The sequence below is a fragment of the Streptomyces sp. WAC03905 genome, assembly GCF_057371075.1.
In genome coordinates, this window is the sequence record NZ_JBXYDZ010000003.1 from 5420471 (window position 1) to 5437518 (window position 17048).

The following is a 17048-nucleotide window of genomic DNA, read 5'->3' on the forward strand; positions in this document are numbered from 1 at the left end:
GAGGGGTTCGTCGGCGGCGGGTGAAGCACCCCTGCCGCCTTGCGACTCATCCAGTTCTACCGACGGCCCGACGCCCTGGCAAAGGTGCCGCCTACTAGCCCACCCCGCACACCCGGGACCTCCGACCCCACTGAAAACTGCAAAAGGGGCGCTTCCAGGCGGGTCGGCGGCCTCCTACCCGCCTTCGTATGTGACCTGCGTCCTGTGGGCCGCCTCACCGGCGACGGCCCCGGAACTCACCCTCGGTGTCCGGTCGCACACCCGTCCGGGGCAGTTTTCCGGGCTTCTCCGTCCCCGGGGCCGAAGGAGACGGGCGCGTCGAAAGCCGCCCTGCGGGTCGCCCGCCGCAGCGCCCGCAGCAGCGTGCCGCCGAGCAGGAGCGTCAGCACGACCGTGAGCGACGCCCGGCCCAGGTCCCAGCCCAGCGACGTCGCCAGATAGTACGCGACGAACCGCACCAGGTTCGCGGCAAGCGGCTCTCCCGGGTGGAAGGAGATGCCCTGCCCCATCCCCTGGATGATCACCCAGCCCTGCAGGTTCATGACGAAGCCGTACGCGAAGGCGGCCGCGAACCCGTACGCGGCCAGCATCGCCAGCTCCGCCCGGCCCCGGATCCGCTCCGGGCCCGGCAGCAGCCCCGCCCCCAGCGAGAACCAGCCCATCGCCAGCATCTGGAACGGCATCCACGGCCCGACCCCGCCCGTCAGCAGCGCCGAGGCGAACATCGTCACCGAGCCCAGCACGAAACCGAAGCCCGGCCCCAGGACCCGGCCGCTCAGCACCATGAGGAAGAACATCGGCTCCAGGCCGGCCGTGCCCGCGCCCAGCGGTCTCAGCGCTGCCCCGACGGCCGCGAGCACACCGAGCATCGCCACCGCCTTCGCGTCCATGCCGCTGTCGGCGATGGTCGCCACGACGACGGCGACGAGCAGCGGCAGCAGCGCCGCGAACAGCCACGGGGCGTCCTGGGAGTGCGCGAGCCCCGACTGCCGGTCGGCGAGCAGCGGCCACCCGAACGCCGCCACACCGATCAGCGATACGAGGACCAGCGCGGCGGCGGCCCGGGGGCCGATCCGGACCGGGCGGCCCGCGGGGCGCCTCGCGGGGCGGCTCATCGGGACCCCTCCGCGGCGAGGGCCTCCGCGACCTGGGCCACGGTCAGCCAGTGGCCGGGTGCCAGCACCTTCGCCACCTGGGGCGCGAAGGCCGGCGAGGACACCACCACCTCGGCCGTCGGGCCGTCCGCGACGACCTCCCCGCCCGCCAGGATCACCACCCGGTCGGCCAGTTCCGCGGCGAGCTCCACGTCGTGGGTGGCCAGGACGACGGCGTGCCCGTCGGCCGCCAGACCGCGCAGTATTTCGATCAGGCGGGCCTTGGCGGCGTAGTCCAGACCGCGGGTGGGCTCGTCGAGGAGCAGCAGCGCGGGGCGGCCCGTGAGGACCAGCGCCAGCGCGAGCGCGAGGCGCTGCCCCTCGGACAGGTCCCGCGGATGGATGTCGTCGGGCACCCCCGGCAGCAGGCCCGCGACCAGGTCGCGACACGTGCCGGGGGGCGCGCCGGCGTCGGAGTCGGCGGCGGCGCACTCGGCGGCCACGGTGTCGGCGTACAGCAGGTCGCGGGGCTCCTGCGGGACGAGGCCGACGTGGCGCACCATCTGGGGCGGTGGGGTGCGGTGCGGGGTCCGCCCGCCGACGGTCACCTCGCCGGTGGCGGGGGCGAGCGTACCGACGAGCGCGGCGAGCAGGGTGGACTTGCCGGCGCCGTTGCGGCCCATCAGGGCGATGGTCTCGCCGGGGGCCACGGTGAGGTCGACGGCGCGCAGGACGTCGGCGCGGCCGCGGCGGACGCCGAGGTTCCGGGTGTGGGCCGTTTCGCCTGCGGCGGGCTCGGCGGGCTCGGCGGGGCCCGGCTTGCCCCCGCGGCGCAACAGGCGGCTGAGCAGGCCGGGTGCGGCGCCGCTGCCGGGGGCGCCGCCCCCGGACCCCCGCGCCTCAAACACTGGCGGGGCTGGGAGATCGGGGCTCCGCCCGGCCACCCGCGCCTCAGACGCCGGCGGGGCTGGGAGATCGGGGCTCCGCCCGGCCACCCGCGCCTCAAACGCCGGCGGGGCTGGGAGATCGGGGCTCCGCCCGGCCACCCGCGCCTCAAACGCCGGCGGGGCTGAAAGATCGGGGCTCTCCAGGCGGTCCCGCAGCGGCGCAGCCTGACGGCGGGCGTCGCGGACCGAGAGGGGGAGGGGGGACCAGCCCGCGAGGCGGCCCAGCGCGACCACCGGCGGGTGGACCGGGGAGACGGCCATCGCCTCCGCCGGCGAGGCCAGGACCGGGGCCGCGCCACGGGCGGGCAGCAGCAGGACGCGGTCCGCGTACTGCACCACCCGCTCCAGCCGGTGCTCCGCCATCAGCACGGTGGTGCCCAGGTCGTGCACCAGGCGCTGGAGGACCGCCAGGACCTCCTCGGCCGCCGCCGGGTCCAGCGCGGACGTCGGCTCGTCCAGGACCAGCACCTTCGGGTGCGTGGTCAGCACCGAGCCGATCGCGACCCGCTGCTGCTGTCCGCCGGACAGCGTCGTGATCGGCCGGTCGCGCAGCTCGTTCAGGCCCAACAGGTCCAGGGTCTCCTCCACCCGGCGGCGCATCACCGCGGGCGGCAGGCCCAGGGACTCCATCCCGTAGGCCAGCTCGTCCTCCACCACGTCCGTGACGAAGTGGGCCAGCGGGTCCTGGCCCACCGTGCCCACCACGTCGGCGAGTTCGCGCGGCCGGTGCGTCCGCGTGTCACGGCCCGCGACCGTGACTCGGCCGCGCAGGGTGCCGCCCGTGAAGTGCGGGACCAGCCCGGAGACCGTTCCCAGCAGGGTGGACTTGCCGACCCCGGACGGGCCGACCAGCAGGGTCAGCTCGCCCTCCGGGACCTCCAGGTCCACCCCTCGGAGCGACGGGGCGGAGGCGCCGTCGTAGGTGACCGACACCTGCTCGAAGCGGATCACTGCGACGCCTCCTCGGGCGGTACGGGTGCCACGAACGCGGGCAGCAGGCCGATCAGGACCGCGGCCGCCGGCCACAACGGCAGCGCCGGGGCCACCAGCGGGACCACCCCCGGGTGCAGAGCGGCCGGATCGACGCCGCCGGCCCGGATCAGCAGGCCCGCGACGGCCGCCCCGGAACCGGCGACCAGCCAGGCGCGCACACCCCACCGGTCGGGCCGGTACCGGGTGCGCACCGACCGGCGCCCGCCCAGCCGCAGGCCCGCCAGGGCCGACACCGCGCCGACGCCGAGCACGGGGAGCCCGTACGCGGCGCCCTGCGCGGCCAGCAGCCCGTACGTGCCCGCGCACATGCCGAGCAGACCGCCCAGGGTGAGGGCGGTGGTGGTGTGCCGGACGGCCGGGGGTACCTCGGCCGTCCGGCCGTAGCCGCGGGCGTCCATGGACGCGGCGACCGCGACCGAACGCTCCAGGGCGCCCTCCAGGACCGGCAGCCCGATCTGGAGGACCGCCCTGATCCCGCCGGTGGGACGGCCGCGCAGACGGCGGGCGGTCCGCAGTCGCACCACGTCCGCGACCATGTTCGGCGCGAAGGTCATGGCGACGACGACGGCGACGCCCGCCTCGTACAGGGCCGCCGGCAGGGACTTCAGGAGCCGGGCCGGATTGGCGAGGGCGTTCGCGGCGCCGACGCACACCAGCAGCGCGGCCAGCTTCGCGCCGTCGTAGAAGGCGAAGACGAGCTGTTCGGCGGTGACCCTGCCGCCGAACCGGATGCCCTGCGCCCAGGCGGGCAGCGGCACCTCGGGCAGGACGAAGAGGACGTGCGTGCCCGGGATGGGCGAGCCCAGGAGCACGGAGAAGAGCAGGCGCAGGCCGACGACGACGAGGCCGAGCTTGAGGAACGCTCCGTAGGAACGGGCCCAGGGGGCGTTCGTGCGGCGGGCCGCGACCACGAAACCGGCGACGCCGACGATGAGCCCGAGGAGCAGCGGGTTGGTGGTGCGGGAGGCGGCGGTCGCGAGCCCGAGGGCCCACAGCCACCAGGCCCCCGCGTGCAGGGCGGTGGCGCGGCTGCCCAGCGGCGCCCTCCATCGTTCGTACGACGACCGGCGCGGGGAGTCCGCCGCCCCGGGCCCGCTCCGGCGGGCCGGGGGCAGGGGGGCGGGTGCGGCTCCGGTGGTCGCTCCCGCGGCCGGCGCGGGAGGTGCTCCGGTGGGGCGGTCGGACACGGGCCGGGTCATCGGCCCCGGCGGCGGGACTGCCAGACGCCCGCGGCGGCCAGGACCGCGACCAGGGCGATGCCCCCCAGCAGCCCGGCGGACGGGCCGCCGCCACCGCCCGGGGCGGACCCGGACGGCGTGGACGGCGTCGCGGACGCCTGCCCCGCCCCGGTGTCGGCGATCTGCTCGCCGCAGCCGTGCTGCGGGTAGCCCGAGATCGCGCACAGCAGCGCCGCGCTGTTGTAGCGCAGCGGCTTCGCGACCGCCGCCAGTGCCTCGGCCGTCGTGGCCTCCGGCGCCACCTGCGCGCACACCGTGCGCGGGGCCTCCTGCGGCGCGACCTCGCCCGTCGGGGCGTCCGCCTGCACACCGAAGTCGATGACGAGCGCCACCCGCTTGCGGCCCTCCACCGGTGCGGTGGCCCCGCACACGGCCTCGAAGTCGGCCGCGGCCCGCGGCTTGGCCGCCTCGGCCGCCGCGTCCTTGCTGACCGCGAAGCGGAACCCCTGCACGGAGCCGTCCGCGGGGCGGGCCAGCGACGGCCCCTGCGTGGCGTACGACCACTGGCCGCCTGCCGCGCCGTCCCAGAACGACCAGTAGCGGTAGCCGGCCGCCAGCGCCGGAGCGGCGGCCAGCAGGGCCAGGACGGCGGCGAGGACGAGGGCGGCGGCGGGCAGGCGGCGGCGCATCAGAGCTGGTTCTTCTTCCGGCGGCCGCTCAGCAGGATGCCGATGCCGGCACCGGCCGCGGCGCCCGCACCGATGATCCACCAGAGGTTCTGGCCGCCGGAGGGCTCGTCCTCGTCGCTCTTCACCTCGGTCGCGTCGGTGGCCGCGCCCTGCGGGGCCGGGCCCGTCGCGTTCAGCGCGGCGACGAGGTCGGTGCCGCCGAAGGACTTCGGGTCGGTGCCCGTGGCGTGCGCGGCCAGGACCAGGGTGCCCAGACCCGCCGGGGAGTCCTTGGCCCACTCGGCGGAGTTGGCCTTCAGCCACTCCAGCGCGCCCGCCGCGGACTGCTTGTGCCCGGCCGCGGCCAGGGCGATCACCGCGTCGACGGTGTTGCCGGTGTCCGCCGTCGGCTGGTCCGAACCGGGGGTCACGGCCGTCAGGTGGCCGTCCTTCTTCAGTGCCTCGGCCAGGTGGCCGGCCGCGCCCTGGGCGGCGGCGGCCGCGCCGGCCGCGGGGTCCGTACCGGCCGCTGCCGGGCAGGTCAGCGGGGCCGCGGGGGTGTCCGTACCGGACGGGACGACGGCCGTGCCCGTGCCGAGGCCGGCCAGCGTCGCCGCGGCCGTGGCATCGGCGTTCGCGACCAGCTTGCCCCCGACCGGCTGGAACGCGAAGGCGCCCCGGTCGGTGGCCGGCTCGGCGGTGCAGCCCAGCTGGAAGGAGAGCAGCGCCTCGTACGGGGACTTGCCCGCCTTCGACTTCGTGTCGGCCGGCTTCTCACCGGCCGCGGTCAGGGCGCTGATGACGATGGCGGTCGAGTTGGCGTCCGAACCGCCGTCCATGGCGCCGCCGGGGTTGGAGCTCCAGCCGCCGTCCTCGTTCTGGACGGACTTCAGCCAGCCGACGGCCTTCTTCACCGTCTCGTCGTGGCCGCCGAGCGCGGTCAGCGCCTGCACGGCCGCGGCCGTCGCGTTCGAGTCGATGTACGCCGTCGCGTCGCAGTCCTTGGTGGTGTCCGCGCGGAAGGCGGCGAAGGAACCGTTCGCGCACTGCTGGCCGACCAGCCAGTCCACGGCCTGCGCGGCGGGCTTCACGCCGACGGTGTCCTGGGCGAGCAGGGCGAAGGACTGCCGCCACACGCCGTCGTAGGTGGGGTCCTTCTTGCCGTAGAGCCCGGAGGGGATGACCGGGGGTGCGGAGGGGGAGGGCGGTGCGGTGTCGGCGAGGGCTGCGGGGGCGACACCCACGCAGAGCACGGCGGAGGCGGCGAGCGCGGCGGCGCTGCGGCGGACGGTCATGGGGGAGGGTGCCTCTCCTGCTGGGGAAACCGGGGCAGGCACGCACAGGCACCGGGCTCCGGCTCCGTGTTTCCTCGACGGTGCCGGCCGCCGGGAGGACCGGCGGCACGAGCCGCGCACTCCGGTACGGGGCATTCCGGCTCCCCGCCCGGAGGTGCCGGGCGGGTCACGGTTGCGGGTCAGCGCCGGATTCGCACCGGCTTCCCCCCGTACGGGGTGTGGACGACCGCCTCACTCTACCGGCCCGTAGCTCCCGGACCCCTGGGGTGTCGGCCGGATCACGGCGCAGCCCGGCGCCGCGGCGCCGCTCACACCGCCCGGTACGTGACCGGGTCGGTGCCCGGGACCGCTTCGGCGCGGCCCTGCTTCACCAGCCGCCGCAGGTGCGCCTCCGCTTCGGAGACGGCGATGTTGCGGGAGCCGTACGGAATCTGCTCCCAGGGCCGGTTCCACTCCATCCGCTCGGCGAGTCCCCACGGGGTCAGCGGCTGGGCGAGCAGCGCCCACAGGCCCGCCAGGCGCTCCTCGTGGTGGTCGAGCAGTTCCCGTACGCGGGCGGGGGCGTCGGTGAAGGCGTGCTGGTGGGCGGGGAGCACCTCGGCGGGCGCGAGGCGGCCGATGCGTTCGAGGGAGTCGAGGTAGTCGCCGAGGGGGTCGGTGACGCGGGTGTCCCCGGGCGCCTCGTAGAGGCCGATGTGCGGGGAGATCCCGGGCAGCAGGTGGTCGCCGGAGAAGAGGCGGCCGTTGCCGGGGAGGTGCGCCGGATGCTCCTCCTCCAGGTGCAGGCAGACGTGGCCGGGGGTGTGGCCGGGGGTCCAGACGGCCCGCAGCCGGCGTCCGGCGAGGGGGAGCAGCTCGGCGGGGACGATCTCCCGGTCGGGGACGGCGGCGCGCAGTCCGGGCAGGGTCCGCATGCGGCCGCTCGCGCGGGCGGCGCGCAGCGGGGCGATGTGCTCCTCGGGGGCTCCGGCGGCGGCGAGCTTCGCGCTCATGTAGTCGAACCACACGCCGGGCTCGGAGGAGCGGGTGCGGACGACGACCTCGGTGTCGGCGGCGTGCATGGCGATCCACGCGCCCGATGCCTCGCGGACCCGCCCGGACAGCCCGTGGTGGTCGGGGTGGTGGTGGGTGATGACCACGCCGTGGACGTCGGCGATCGCGATGCCGAGTGCGGCGAGGCCGGCGACGAGGGTGTCCCAGGACTCGGGGTCGTCCCAGCCGGTGTCGACGAGGACCGGCCCGCGGTCGGTGTCGATGACGTGGACGAGGGTGTGTCCGAGGGGGTTGTCGGGGATGGGCACCTTGATCCCCCACACGCCTCCGCCGTGATCGGTGACCTGTGACGTGTCCTGCGGCATGAGCCCTCCGCCTGTCGACCGCCGTCCTCCGACGAGAACGCGTTCCAGTAGTAGCCCAAGTCGACCATCTTCCCACTCATCTGACCAGCCGTTGGATCTTCTCCACTCTTCCGTCCCGGCCGTGGACTCCTAGAACTAGAACTGGTATCAGTTCGGGAACGCCAAGCCGCAGGAGGCCTCAGCCATGACGGAGCTCGTGCAACACGAAAAGCTGTTCATCGGCGGTGAGTGGACGGATCCGCTGGGCACCGACACGATCCGGATCGTCTCCCCCCACACCGAGCAGGTCATCGGCTCCGTCCCGCACGCGTCGAAGGCGGACGTCGACCGTGCCGTCGCCGTCGCCCGCAAGGCCTTCGACGAAGGCCCCTGGCCGCGGATGACGCTGGAGGAACGCACCGCGGTCGTCTCCCGCATCAAGGACGCCATCGCCGTCCGCCACGAGGAGATCGCCCGCTCCATCAGCTCCCAGAACGGCTCCCCCTACTCCTGGAGCGTCCTGGCCCAGGCCCTGGGTCCGATGATGGTCTACGACGCCGCGATCACCGTCGCCCGCGACTACCCCTACGAGGAGCACCGCCAGGGCGCGCTCGGTCCGATCCTCGTGCGCCGCGAACCCGTGGGCGTGGTCGCCGCCGTCATCCCCTGGAACGTCCCGCAGTTCGTCGCGGCCGCCAAGCTGGCCCCGGCGCTGCTCTCCGGCTCGACCGTGATCCTCAAGCCCTCCCCGGAGGCGCCGCTGGACTCCTACATCCTCGCCGACATCGCGCGCGAGGCCGGGGTCCCCGAGGGCGTGCTGTCGATCCTGCCCGCCGACCGCGAGGTCAGCGAGTACCTCGTCGGCCACCCCGGCGTGGACAAGGTCGCCTTCACCGGCTCGGTCGCCGCCGGCAAACGCGTGATGGAGGTCGCCGCCCGCAACCTCACCCGGGTCACCCTCGAACTCGGCGGCAAGTCCGCCGCCGTCGTCCTCCCCGACGCCGACATCGAGACCACGGTCGCCGGGATCGTGCCCGCCGCCTGGATGAACAACGGTCAGGCGTGCGTGGCCCAGACCCGGATCCTCGCCCCCCGCAGCCGCTACGAGGAGGTCGCGGAGGCCCTCGCGGCCGCCGCCGGCGCGCTCGTCGTCGGCGACCCGCTCGACCCGGCGACCCAACTCGGCCCGCTCGTCGCCCGGCGCCAGCAGCAGCGCTCCCTGGACTACATCCGCATCGGCCAGGAGGAGGGAGCGAAGGTCCTGGCGGGCGGCGGCCGCCCGGCGGGACTCGACCGGGGCTGGTACGTGGAGCCCACGCTCTTCGGCGACGTCGACAACACCATGCGGATCGCCCGCGAGGAGATCTTCGGCCCCGTCGTCTGCCTGATCCCGTACGGGGACGAGGCGGAGGCGGTACGCGTCGCCAACGACTCCGACTTCGGCCTCAGCGGCAGCGTCTGGACCGGCGACGTCGAGCACGGCATCGACTTCGCCCGGCGGATCCGCACCGGCACCTTCAACGTGAACACCTTCAGCCTGGACATGCTGGGGCCGTTCGGCGGCTACAAGAACAGCGGACTGGGGCGGGAGTTCGGCCCCGAGGGGCTGAGCGAGTACCTGGAGCACAAGATGATCCACCTGCCCGCGGGCTACGGGGCGGGTGCCTGATGGGCGACCGCTGGCAGGTCGAGGTCGACCGGGGGGTGTGCATCGGCTCGGGCATGTGCGTGAACCACGCCCCGGACGGCTTCGTCCTGGACTCGGCGCGCCAGTCCCACCCGCGCAGCCCGCAGTCGGACGCGAGCGAACCGGTCCTCGCGGCGGCGGAGGGCTGCCCGGTCGAAGCCATCATGATCACCCTGGCCGCCACCGGCGAACCGGTCTTCCCGCCGGAGGAGTGACCGCACCGACCGGGGAGGGGGCCCGGGGCGCCTCCCTCCCCGGCGTCCGGCGGGAGCGCTCAGAGCGCGTACGGGTACCCCTCAAGGCGGCCCGGCACGAACGACGTGCGCCGGCCGGCCCGGTTCACGGGGGCGCGCACCGTCGTCACTTCCGCTCGGCGGCGCTCCGCTCGACGCAGAACTCGTTGCCCTCGGGGTCGGCGAGGGTCACCCACCCGGTGCCGTCGGGCCTGCGGTGGTCGCCGACGACGGTGGCGCCCAACGCGACGATGCGCTCCACCTCCTCGTCGCGCGTCCGGTCCTGGGGCTGAAGGTCCACGTGCACACGGTTCTTGACGCTCTTGGCGTCGGGAACCGTCACGAAGAGCAGCGCCGAACCGGGAGCCGTGACCAGCGCCTCGGGGTCCCCGGGGAAGTCGTCGTCGGCGAGCGAGCCGTCGAGGACGCCGGCCCAGAACGTGCCGAGGCCGTAGGCGTCGGAGCAGTCAACTGTGATGTGTCGTACGAGAGAAGCCATGGGCGGGACTATCGAACAGCCCCCGCCCCCTGTCCACCGAGATTGCGGGCGGCCCAGGTCAGGGGCGCCGCACCGGCGCGGCTGCGTCCGTCGGCTCCACGGCCCGGTCACGTCGGGCGCGCCGGCTCCACAGGGTGCGTCCCAGGAGGGCCGCGGCAGCGAGGCATGCCGCGACACGGGTGATGTTCCAGGTCAGGGCGAAAACCGCACCCTCCGATTCCGCTTCTACGTTCAGTCGCTGAGTAGCCTCGGAGAAGGCGGTGAGAGGCACGACCAGACGGAACGGAAGGCCGCCGATTCCGGGCGTTCGGGCTACGTTCCCCATGAGCCCGACGGGCGCACCGAAAACGAAAGCCGCTGCTCCCCACAGAATGATCTGACCCTGGCCGGAGGTTTCAGGCTCCATTCCGGGTGGAACGGAGGTGGCTTCCGTCATTCCGGCGGGAATAGTGGGATTCATATCCTTGAAGACGTAGTATGTGACGACACCGATGGCCAGCCCCAAAGATGCCAGCAATGCTGATTCGATCTTGGATTGCCGGAAGTGGCCCACCAGAAATGCGTAACAGGCCCACGGCCAGCCGCTGGAGAAAACGATACCCACGGCGGCGCCGAATGGATTGTCCCACTTTCCGGCGACCGGGCCCACGAGGCCAAGCAGGAGACCGGTCGCGAGAGCGACTGCGACCGGCACTGCGCGAGCACGTGTCAAGGGTGTGATGGTCCTTCCCCCATTCGGTGGGTGGGCCGGCGTGGCGGTGGTACCGCTCCGGGGTCGCGCGGGTGTCCGAGCGGCCCCAGAGCGATTACTCAACCTAGCGCACGTGCCACGGAGTTGCTGATCGGTGCGGCGAGCGGAGGCTAGTCCACGCTGTAATAGGTGGAGCAGGTGTAAGCGAGACCCGCGGTGAGGTTGGCATTGGTGGTGCCGCCGGCTGCTGCCCAGGCGCGACGTGTGCTGCCCGCGAGCTTCACCGTGGACGAGTGACCCCTCGTCCCCTGGTAGTAATTCGAGTAGCAGTACTTGTGGATCACCCCGGGGCTGACCTCCTTCGGATACCACCCGTAACACCAGGTGCCGCCTGTGGACGGGCTGATGCATGCCTGCGACTGCGCGCTGAAAGAGCCGGTCGAGGCGTCCGTCCTGAACGTCACGACTCCCCATTCGGAGGGGTTGCCCAGCTCTGCGGGCGCCTGGGTTCCGTCGCCGCGGTGATGGACGGTGACGGTCGCTCCGGAAACGCCGACGGTTGCAGACGGGTCCGCAGTGGCGGGTGTCGCGAAGCCTAAGGCTGCAATGGCTGCGCCCGCGATGGTGAAGCTGACGGTTCTTCCGGTGATCTTCATGAAATTCCCTCCCCTGTCTCCCCGTGTTGGGAACAAGGAGATCTTTCATGGGTCGACGTGGGCCGGCAAAGGAATATCAATCTGCTGACTCGAAATCCCCCCACCGATTCGATCGCCATTCGTCGCGATATTTGGTCATTTATATAGCCTGCTTTAATGGGACTAACATGACAAGGGTGTCGATTCTGACGGTCCATCCGTCCACCGCCATCAGTGTCGAGCGGTGGCTGATACCTGGCGCTCGAGCAGCCGCGAACGCGGTCGGAACGGTCCGCCCCGTGGGGAAGCCGGCATGGGGCGTAGGGAGTGAGCAGACTGTGGGCGCGCAACAGAGAGGCGCGTAGCGGACTGTGCCGGCGCATGCCCGTCCCGATGGCTCGTGCGCACCGTCAGGCTGGAGCGCGTAGCGGTTGGGGCCCGCTCGGGCTCCGGTCGGGCAGTGCGCGACGGGCTCGAAGCTCCCCTGTTGCCCGGCCTGTCCCTCGGTCCGGGGTCCGGGGCACGCCTGACCCCGCCCGGCATAGGGGCCCGCCCCGCTCCCGCAGGCCCCGTCGGCTTCAGCGGTTGGTTCAGGACTTTTCTGGCGACGTCAGGTCGATCAGGCGGCAGACCGTTTCGATGTCGATCTTGACTTGGGCGATCGAGGCGCGGCCCGACAGCCACGTGATCAGCGCCGAGTGCCAGGTGTGCTCGATGACCCGGACCGCCGAGAGCTGTTCCGCCGTCGGCGGCTGTTCGAGACCCATGGCGTCCAGGATGATCGCCGCGGTCAGGCGGGACACCGTGTCGACCTCGGGGCTCACGCTGCGGTCCGCGAAGGTCAGGGCCCGCACCATGGCGTCGGCCAGCTGCGGCTCCCGCTGGAGCGCGCGGAAGGCGCGCATCAGGGTCTCCGCGACCCGGGCCGCCGCTTCGTCGCCCGCGGGCGGGCGCTTGCGCAGCGTCGTGTGCATGTGCTGGAGCTGGTCCTGCATGGTGGCGACCAGCAGGTGCACCTTGGACGGGAAGTAGCGGTAGAGCGTGCCGAGCGCCACGCCGGCCGCCTCCGCGACCTCGCGCATCTGGACGGCGTCGAAGCCGCCCCGGCTGGCCAGCTGGGCACTGGCGTGCAGGATCCGGCGGCGGCGCGCCTCCTGGCGCTCCGTCAGGGGAGGCGACGCCGGTGTGGTGACGGCCTTCACTTCCGCTGTCATGTGTCCCGTTCCGTGTCGTTGCGCGGGCTGTCTGCGGGGTGATCCGCAGCCAGCATCGCAGGCGCCGCAGTCGTGGCGTGAATCACCTGCTCCACCTCTTACGGTGGGGTTTCCGGCCGGTAGATTCAATGCTCTTAGGCGGATCAAGTCTGAAACTTGTTCTACATTATCCGAGCGGTTACGCTCCGGCGAAAGTGCAGCGAGAAGGGGGCCGAGAGTGACCGCTGAGGCCGTGGTGACGAGCCCTTTCGCGGGCCCCGCCGACGACGGCGAGCGTCCGCTGCGCATCGCCCTCCTCACCTATAAGGGGAACCCGTTCTGCGGCGGTCAGGGCGTCTACGTCCGGCACCTCTCGCGCGAGCTGGTCCGTCTCGGGCACTCCGTCGAGGTCATCGGCGCACAGCCCTACCCGGTGCTCGACACGGGCGCCACGCTCACCGAGCTGCCGAGCCTGGACCTGTACCGCAGCCCCGACCCCTTCCGCACGCCGAAGCGCGACGAGTACCGGGACTGGGTCGACGCCCTCGAAGTCGCCACGATGTGGACCGGCGGCTTCCCCGAGCCGCTGACCTTCTCCCTGCGCGCCCGACGCCATCTGCGCCGGCGGGCCGGGGAGTTCGACGTCATCCACGACAACCAGACGCTCGGTTACGGCCTGCTCGGCGACCTCGGCGCGCCGCTGGTGACGACGATCCACCACCCCATCACCGTCGACCGCAAGCTCGACCTCGACGCCGCGCAGGGCCGCCTGAAGCGGGCGTCCGTGCGCCGCTGGTACGCCTTCACCCGCATGCAGGGCCGTGTGGCCCGCAAGCTGCCGTCCGTGCTGACCGTCTCCGGATCCTCCAAGCAGGAGATCGGCGACCACCTCGGCGTCCAGGACGAGCGCATCCACGTCGTGCACATCGGTGCCGACACCGACCTGTGGTCGCCCGACGCGTCGGTGGCAGAGGTGCCGGGCCGCATCGTGACGACGTCCAGCGCCGACGTCCCGCTCAAGGGCCTGGTGTTCCTCGTCGAGGCGCTCGCGAAGCTGCGTACCGAGCAGCCCGAGGCCCATCTGGTCGTGGTCGGCAAGCGCGCCGAGCAGGGCCCCGTCGCCCGCGCCATCGAGACGTACGGCCTCCAGGACGCCGTCCGCTTCGTCAAGGGCATCACCGACGCCGAGCTCGTCGACCTGGTGCGCAGCGCGCAGGTGGCGTGCGTGCCGTCGCTGTACGAGGGCTTCTCGCTCCCGGCGGCCGAGGCCATGGCCACCGGCACCCCGCTGGTCGCCACGACCGGCGGGGCGATCCCCGAGGTCACCGGCACCGACGGGGAGACCTGCCTCGCGGTGCCGCCCGGCGACGCGGGCGCGCTGGCGGCCGCGCTGGGCCGGATGCTCGGCGACCCGCAGCTGCGGGCCCGTGTCGGCGCCGCCGGGCGCGAGCGGGTCCTGACCCGTTTCACCTGGGCCGCGGCGGCCAAGGGCACCGCCGCGCACTACCGCGCCGCCATCGAGCAGGCCGCCCGCGCCCGCCGCGCGCGGTGACCTTCCGCCTCGTCCATCCCGTGCCCATCCCCGTACACCCCCGCGACCGCGAAGGCAGGACCCCGTGCTGACCGTCGATTTCTCCCGGTTCCCGCTCGCCGCAGGCGACCGCGTACTCGACCTTGGCTGCGGCGCAGGCCGGCACGCCTTCGAGTGCTACCGGAGAGGCGCCCAGGTGGTCGCCGTCGACCGTAACGGTGAGGAGATCCGCGAGGTCGCCAAGTGGTTCGCCGCGATGAAGGAGGCCGGTGAGGCCCCGGTCGGCGCCACGGCCACCGCGATGGAGGGCGACGCGCTGGCGCTGCCCTTCCCCGACGAGTCCTTCGACGTCGTCATCATCTCCGAGGTGATGGAGCACATCCCCGACGACAAGGGCGTGCTGGCGGAGATGGTCCGCGTCCTCAAGCCGGGCGGCCGCATCGCCGTGACCGTGCCGCGCTACGGCCCGGAGAAGATCTGCTGGGCGCTGTCCGACGCCTACCACGAGGTCGAGGGCGGCCACATCCGCATCTACAAGGCGGACGAGCTGCTGGGCAAGATGCGGGCCGCGGGCCTCAAGCCGTACGGCACGCACCACGCGCACGGGCTGCACTCGCCGTACTGGTGGCTCAAGTGCGCCTTCGGCGTGGACAACGACAAGGCGCTGCCGGTGAGGGCGTACCACAAGCTCCTGGTCTGGGACATCATGAAGAAGCCGCTGGCGACGCGGGTGGCGGAGCAGGCGCTGAACCCGCTCATCGGCAAGAGCTTCGTGGCGTACGCGACCAAGCCCCACCTTCCCGTCGGCGCGACCCAGTGAGCTCGCCCGGGCGTACGGAACACCTCGTCCTGGACGGTGTGCTGACGGCGGAGCAGGCGGCCGAGACGGTCGCGGGCATTCTGGCGGTGCAGCGCGCCGACGGTGCGATCCCGTGGTTCCGCGGGCACCACCTCGACCCGTGGGACCACACCGAGGCGGCGATGGCGCTGGACGCGGCCGGCGAGCACGAGGCGGCCGAACGGGCGTACGCGTGGCTGGCCCGGCACCAGAACGAGGACGGTTCCTGGTTCGCGGCGTACGCCGACCGGCCCGACGGGGTGGACACCGCGGAGCCGCAGGACGCGAGCCGCGAGAGCAACTTCACCGCCTACATAGCCGTCGGCGTGTGGCACCACTACCTGTCGACGGGTGACGACGCCTTCCTCGACCGGATGTGGCCTTCGGTGTACGCGGCCGTGGAGTGCGTCCTGTCGCTCCAGCAGCCCGGTGGCCAGATCGGCTGGAAGCGGGAGGCGGACGGCACGGCCGTCACCGACGCGCTGCTGACGGGGTCGTCCTCCATCCACCAGGCGCTGCGCTGTGCGCTGGCGATCGCCGAGCACCGGGAGGAGCCGCAGCCGGACTGGGAGCTGGCCGCGGGCGCGCTGCGGCATGCGATCCGCCGTCACCCGGAGCGGTTCCTGGACAAGGACCACTACTCGATGGACTGGTACTACCCGGTCCTCGGGGGTGCTCTGACGGGTGCGGAGGCGACGGCGCGGATCGAGGCGCGCTGGGAGGAGTTCGTGGTTCCGGACCTCGGGGTGCGCTGCGTGCTGCCGAACCCGTGGGTGACGGGCGGCGAGTCCTGCGAGCTGGCGCTCGCGCTGTGGGCGACGGGGGAGTCGGACCGGGCGCTGGAGGTCCTGCGGTCGATCGGGCACCTGCGCGCGGACAACGGCATGTACTGGACGGGGTACGTCTTCCAGGACCGGGCGGTGTGGCCGGTGGAGCAGACGACGTGGACCGCCGGGTCGCTGCTGCTGGCGGTGGCGGCGCTGGGCGGGGACGAGGCGACCACGGAGGTGTTCGGCGGGGGTTCGCTCCCGGCCGGGCTGGAGCCGGACTGCTGCGGCTGAGCCCCGCCCGTACGCGTGCGAAAGGGCCCTTTCCCGCCGGGCGGCGGGCGAGGGCCCTTCTCGTCGTGGGCTCCGTCCGGGCGCGTCAGCGGCGGTAGAGCCAGCCGGCTACGGCGTGGCCGACCAGGACGTAGACGACGGCGGCGAGGCCGTAGCCGACGACGACCTGGACCCATTCGCGGCTGAAGGTGAACAGGTCGTAGGACCAGCCGGCCAGCCAGCTCGCGGAGTCGTGGATGAAGTTGACGAGCTCGTTGCCCTGATTGGCGTCCAGGAAGTAGAGCAGGATCCACAGGACGATCACGAAGGCAAGCACGTCCGCCACCAGAGCGACGGCCCGGCCTGCCTGACTGCTTCCTCGGGTGCGTACTCGCGTGTGTGAGGTCATGCTGCGCGTGTTGCCGCCCGGGCGCGTCGCAAACCCGAACGGGTCCGCCGGGTGGCGGGCTTGTGGGTGCGGGGTGAGGCTGCGGGGGACGCCTGAGTCCCCGGAGGAAACCGTGTCCGTACCCACGACCGTCCGATTCCGTCGCGCCCTCACGGCGGTGGTCCTGTCGACCGCGCTGCTCGCCGGTGCCACCGCCTGCGGCAGCGGCGGCAGCCCCCGGGAGGAACTGTCCGCCGCCTCGATGGGGGAGCTGGCCGCGCTCGCCGCGGCTGAGCCGGCGGCGGCGGAGGCCGACGAGCTGGCCGCGGCCACCCCGTCGCCGAGCACGTCCGCGGAGAAGCAGAAGTTCGCCAAGACCCGGTTCGTCGCCAACGCGGGGCTCGCGGCGGGTGCGACGTACCAGTGGATCGTCAAGCCGTACCGGGCGGGGAAGTTCAAGAAGGGGGCGAAGGGCCGCACCTTCGCGCTGATCAAGGCGGGCCTGGCGGGCGCGTTCGCGTACAACCGGCTCAAGGCGGCGGCCGACAACGCCAAGGGTGACCCGTTGCTGTCGAAGGCGATGGCTCCGCTGACGGCCGGGATCGAGTCGCTGAAGGGGCTGGGCACCAAGCTGCGCAAGGGCCAGGCGGGTGACGCCGACATCTCGTCCTTCGACGACGTCATCAGCAGTGTGAAGGAGGCGGGCAAGAGCGCGGGCGCCACCGTGACCGACAAGGTCCCCAGCGCGTCCCAGCTCGGCGGCTAGGGGGTTCCCCCAGCGCCCGCTCGCGCTCGACGGCC

Annotated in this window: 17 protein-coding genes and 1 riboswitch; of the genes, 6 read left to right on the forward strand and 11 right to left on the reverse strand. The window is 73.1% G+C overall.

Annotated features, from left to right (window positions below):
* Positions 1–236: 236 nt before the first annotated feature.
* The 6 genes from AC2RP6_RS27010 to AC2RP6_RS27035 all read right to left on the reverse strand — a co-directional run bounded on the left by AC2RP6_RS27010 (position 237) and on the right by AC2RP6_RS27035 (position 7533).
* Positions 237–1115, reverse strand: a complete 879-nt coding sequence (locus AC2RP6_RS27010; protein ID WP_486448534.1) for an ECF transporter S component — start codon at positions 1113–1115, stop codon at positions 237–239.
* Positions 1112–2992: an ABC transporter ATP-binding protein gene (locus AC2RP6_RS27015; RefSeq protein ID WP_486448535.1), complete on the reverse strand. Its 1881-nt coding sequence runs from the start codon at positions 2990–2992 to the stop codon at positions 1112–1114. Before AC2RP6_RS27015 ends, AC2RP6_RS27010 begins: the two co-directional genes overlap by 4 nt.
* A complete protein-coding gene (locus tag AC2RP6_RS27020) occupies positions 2989–4233 on the reverse strand; it encodes an energy-coupling factor transporter transmembrane component T (RefSeq protein WP_486448536.1) in 1245 nt (414 codons plus the stop codon). The genes AC2RP6_RS27015 and AC2RP6_RS27020 overlap by 4 nt, the downstream gene beginning before the upstream one ends.
* Positions 4230–4901: an SCO2322 family protein gene (locus AC2RP6_RS27025; RefSeq protein ID WP_486448537.1), complete on the reverse strand. Its 672-nt coding sequence runs from the start codon at positions 4899–4901 to the stop codon at positions 4230–4232. Before AC2RP6_RS27025 ends, AC2RP6_RS27020 begins: the two co-directional genes overlap by 4 nt.
* A complete protein-coding gene (locus AC2RP6_RS27030) occupies positions 4901–6175 on the reverse strand; it encodes an SCO2321 family membrane protein (RefSeq protein ID WP_486448538.1) in 1275 nt (424 codons plus the stop codon). The genes AC2RP6_RS27025 and AC2RP6_RS27030 overlap by 1 nt, the downstream gene beginning before the upstream one ends.
* A 138-nt stretch (positions 6176–6313) precedes the next feature.
* Positions 6314–6380: riboswitch (cobalamin riboswitch) on the reverse strand.
* 103 nt (positions 6381–6483) lie between these two features.
* Positions 6484–7533 carry a Strvi_7410 family MBL fold metallo-hydrolase gene (locus AC2RP6_RS27035; RefSeq protein ID WP_486448539.1) on the reverse strand — a complete coding sequence of 350 codons (1050 nt, stop codon included), beginning with the start codon at positions 7531–7533 and terminating at the stop codon, positions 6484–6486.
* Positions 7534–7717: 184 nt separating this feature from the next.
* Between AC2RP6_RS27035 and AC2RP6_RS27040 the strand changes: the two genes are divergently transcribed.
* Together AC2RP6_RS27040 and AC2RP6_RS27045 are read left to right on the forward strand one after the other, a co-directional pair.
* On the forward strand, positions 7718–9181 hold the full coding sequence (locus AC2RP6_RS27040) for an aldehyde dehydrogenase (protein ID WP_486448540.1): 1464 nt from the start codon (positions 7718–7720) through the stop codon (positions 9179–9181).
* Positions 9181–9414: a ferredoxin gene (locus AC2RP6_RS27045; RefSeq protein ID WP_486448541.1), complete on the forward strand. Its 234-nt coding sequence runs from the start codon at positions 9181–9183 to the stop codon at positions 9412–9414. The genes AC2RP6_RS27040 and AC2RP6_RS27045 overlap by 1 nt, the downstream gene beginning before the upstream one ends.
* A 145-nt stretch (positions 9415–9559) precedes the next feature.
* Here AC2RP6_RS27045 and AC2RP6_RS27050 read toward each other — a convergent pair whose 3' ends face one another.
* From AC2RP6_RS27050 to AC2RP6_RS27065, 4 genes are all read right to left on the reverse strand, one after another.
* Positions 9560–9931, reverse strand: coding sequence for a VOC family protein (locus AC2RP6_RS27050; RefSeq protein ID WP_486448542.1), 372 nt, complete (start codon positions 9929–9931; stop codon positions 9560–9562).
* A 58-nt stretch (positions 9932–9989) separates the two neighbouring features.
* The gene (locus AC2RP6_RS27055) at positions 9990–10625 is read right to left on the reverse strand and encodes a hypothetical protein (protein WP_486448543.1); all 636 of its coding nucleotides are present in this window, start codon (positions 10623–10625) and stop codon (positions 9990–9992) included.
* Positions 10626–10792: 167 nt separating this feature from the next.
* Positions 10793–11278: a lactococcin 972 family bacteriocin gene (locus AC2RP6_RS27060; protein ID WP_486448544.1), complete on the reverse strand. Its 486-nt coding sequence runs from the start codon at positions 11276–11278 to the stop codon at positions 10793–10795.
* A 569-nt stretch (positions 11279–11847) separates the two neighbouring features.
* Entirely contained in the window at positions 11848–12471 is a 624-nt protein-coding gene (locus AC2RP6_RS27065; protein WP_486448545.1) for a TetR family transcriptional regulator, read from the reverse strand.
* A gap of 217 nt (positions 12472–12688) precedes the next feature.
* On the opposite strand from AC2RP6_RS27065, the gene AC2RP6_RS27070 reads away from it, so the two are divergent.
* The 3 genes from AC2RP6_RS27070 (at position 12689) to AC2RP6_RS27080 (ending at position 15880) form a co-directional block, all read left to right on the forward strand.
* Positions 12689–14002, forward strand: coding sequence for a glycosyltransferase family 4 protein (locus AC2RP6_RS27070; protein WP_486448546.1), 1314 nt, complete (start codon positions 12689–12691; stop codon positions 14000–14002).
* 64 nt (positions 14003–14066) lie between these two features.
* Positions 14067–14801 (forward strand): class I SAM-dependent methyltransferase, encoded by a 735-nt coding sequence (locus tag AC2RP6_RS27075; RefSeq protein ID WP_486448547.1) that lies wholly within the window; start codon positions 14067–14069, stop codon positions 14799–14801.
* Positions 14798–15880: a prenyltransferase/squalene oxidase repeat-containing protein gene (locus AC2RP6_RS27080; protein WP_486448548.1), complete on the forward strand. Its 1083-nt coding sequence runs from the start codon at positions 14798–14800 to the stop codon at positions 15878–15880. Before AC2RP6_RS27075 ends, AC2RP6_RS27080 begins: the two co-directional genes overlap by 4 nt.
* An 85-nt stretch (positions 15881–15965) precedes the next feature.
* Here the strand turns inward: AC2RP6_RS27080 and AC2RP6_RS27085 are convergent, their stop codons facing one another.
* Positions 15966–16268 carry a hypothetical protein gene (locus tag AC2RP6_RS27085; RefSeq protein ID WP_486448549.1) on the reverse strand — a complete coding sequence of 101 codons (303 nt, stop codon included), beginning with the start codon at positions 16266–16268 and terminating at the stop codon, positions 15966–15968.
* A 241-nt stretch (positions 16269–16509) separates the two neighbouring features.
* Here AC2RP6_RS27085 and AC2RP6_RS27090 point away from each other — a divergent pair, with 241 nt between their 5' ends.
* Positions 16510–17013: a hypothetical protein gene (locus AC2RP6_RS27090; RefSeq protein WP_470195392.1), complete on the forward strand. Its 504-nt coding sequence runs from the start codon at positions 16510–16512 to the stop codon at positions 17011–17013.
* The last annotated feature ends 35 nt before the right edge of the window (positions 17014–17048 follow it).

What these genes read in the sequence shown, in the direction of transcription:
- AC2RP6_RS27010 (WP_486448534.1), bottom strand. Translation starts at nt 1,115, where the DNA reads ATGAGCCGCCCCGCGAGGCGCCCCGCGGGCCGCCCGGTCCGGATCGGC.
- AC2RP6_RS27020 (WP_486448536.1), bottom strand. Translation starts at nt 4,233, where the DNA reads ATGACCCGGCCCGTGTCCGACCGCCCCACCGGAGCACCTCCCGCGCCG.
- AC2RP6_RS27025 (WP_486448537.1), bottom strand. Translation starts at nt 4,901, where the DNA reads ATGCGCCGCCGCCTGCCCGCCGCCGCCCTCGTCCTCGCCGCCGTCCTG.
- AC2RP6_RS27030 (WP_486448538.1), bottom strand. Translation starts at nt 6,175, where the DNA reads ATGACCGTCCGCCGCAGCGCCGCCGCGCTCGCCGCCTCCGCCGTGCTC.
- AC2RP6_RS27035 (WP_486448539.1), bottom strand. Translation starts at nt 7,533, where the DNA reads ATGCCGCAGGACACGTCACAGGTCACCGATCACGGCGGAGGCGTGTGG.
- AC2RP6_RS27040 (WP_486448540.1), top strand. Translation starts at nt 7,718, where the DNA reads ATGACGGAGCTCGTGCAACACGAAAAGCTGTTCATCGGCGGTGAGTGG.
- AC2RP6_RS27045 (WP_486448541.1), top strand. Translation starts at nt 9,181, where the DNA reads ATGGGCGACCGCTGGCAGGTCGAGGTCGACCGGGGGGTGTGCATCGGC.
- AC2RP6_RS27050 (WP_486448542.1), bottom strand. Translation starts at nt 9,931, where the DNA reads ATGGCTTCTCTCGTACGACACATCACAGTTGACTGCTCCGACGCCTAC.
- AC2RP6_RS27060 (WP_486448544.1), bottom strand. Translation starts at nt 11,278, where the DNA reads ATGAAGATCACCGGAAGAACCGTCAGCTTCACCATCGCGGGCGCAGCC.
- AC2RP6_RS27065 (WP_486448545.1), bottom strand. Translation starts at nt 12,471, where the DNA reads ATGACAGCGGAAGTGAAGGCCGTCACCACACCGGCGTCGCCTCCCCTG.
- AC2RP6_RS27085 (WP_486448549.1), bottom strand. Translation starts at nt 16,268, where the DNA reads ATGACCTCACACACGCGAGTACGCACCCGAGGAAGCAGTCAGGCAGGC.
- AC2RP6_RS27090 (WP_470195392.1), top strand. Translation starts at nt 16,510, where the DNA reads ATGGGGGAGCTGGCCGCGCTCGCCGCGGCTGAGCCGGCGGCGGCGGAG.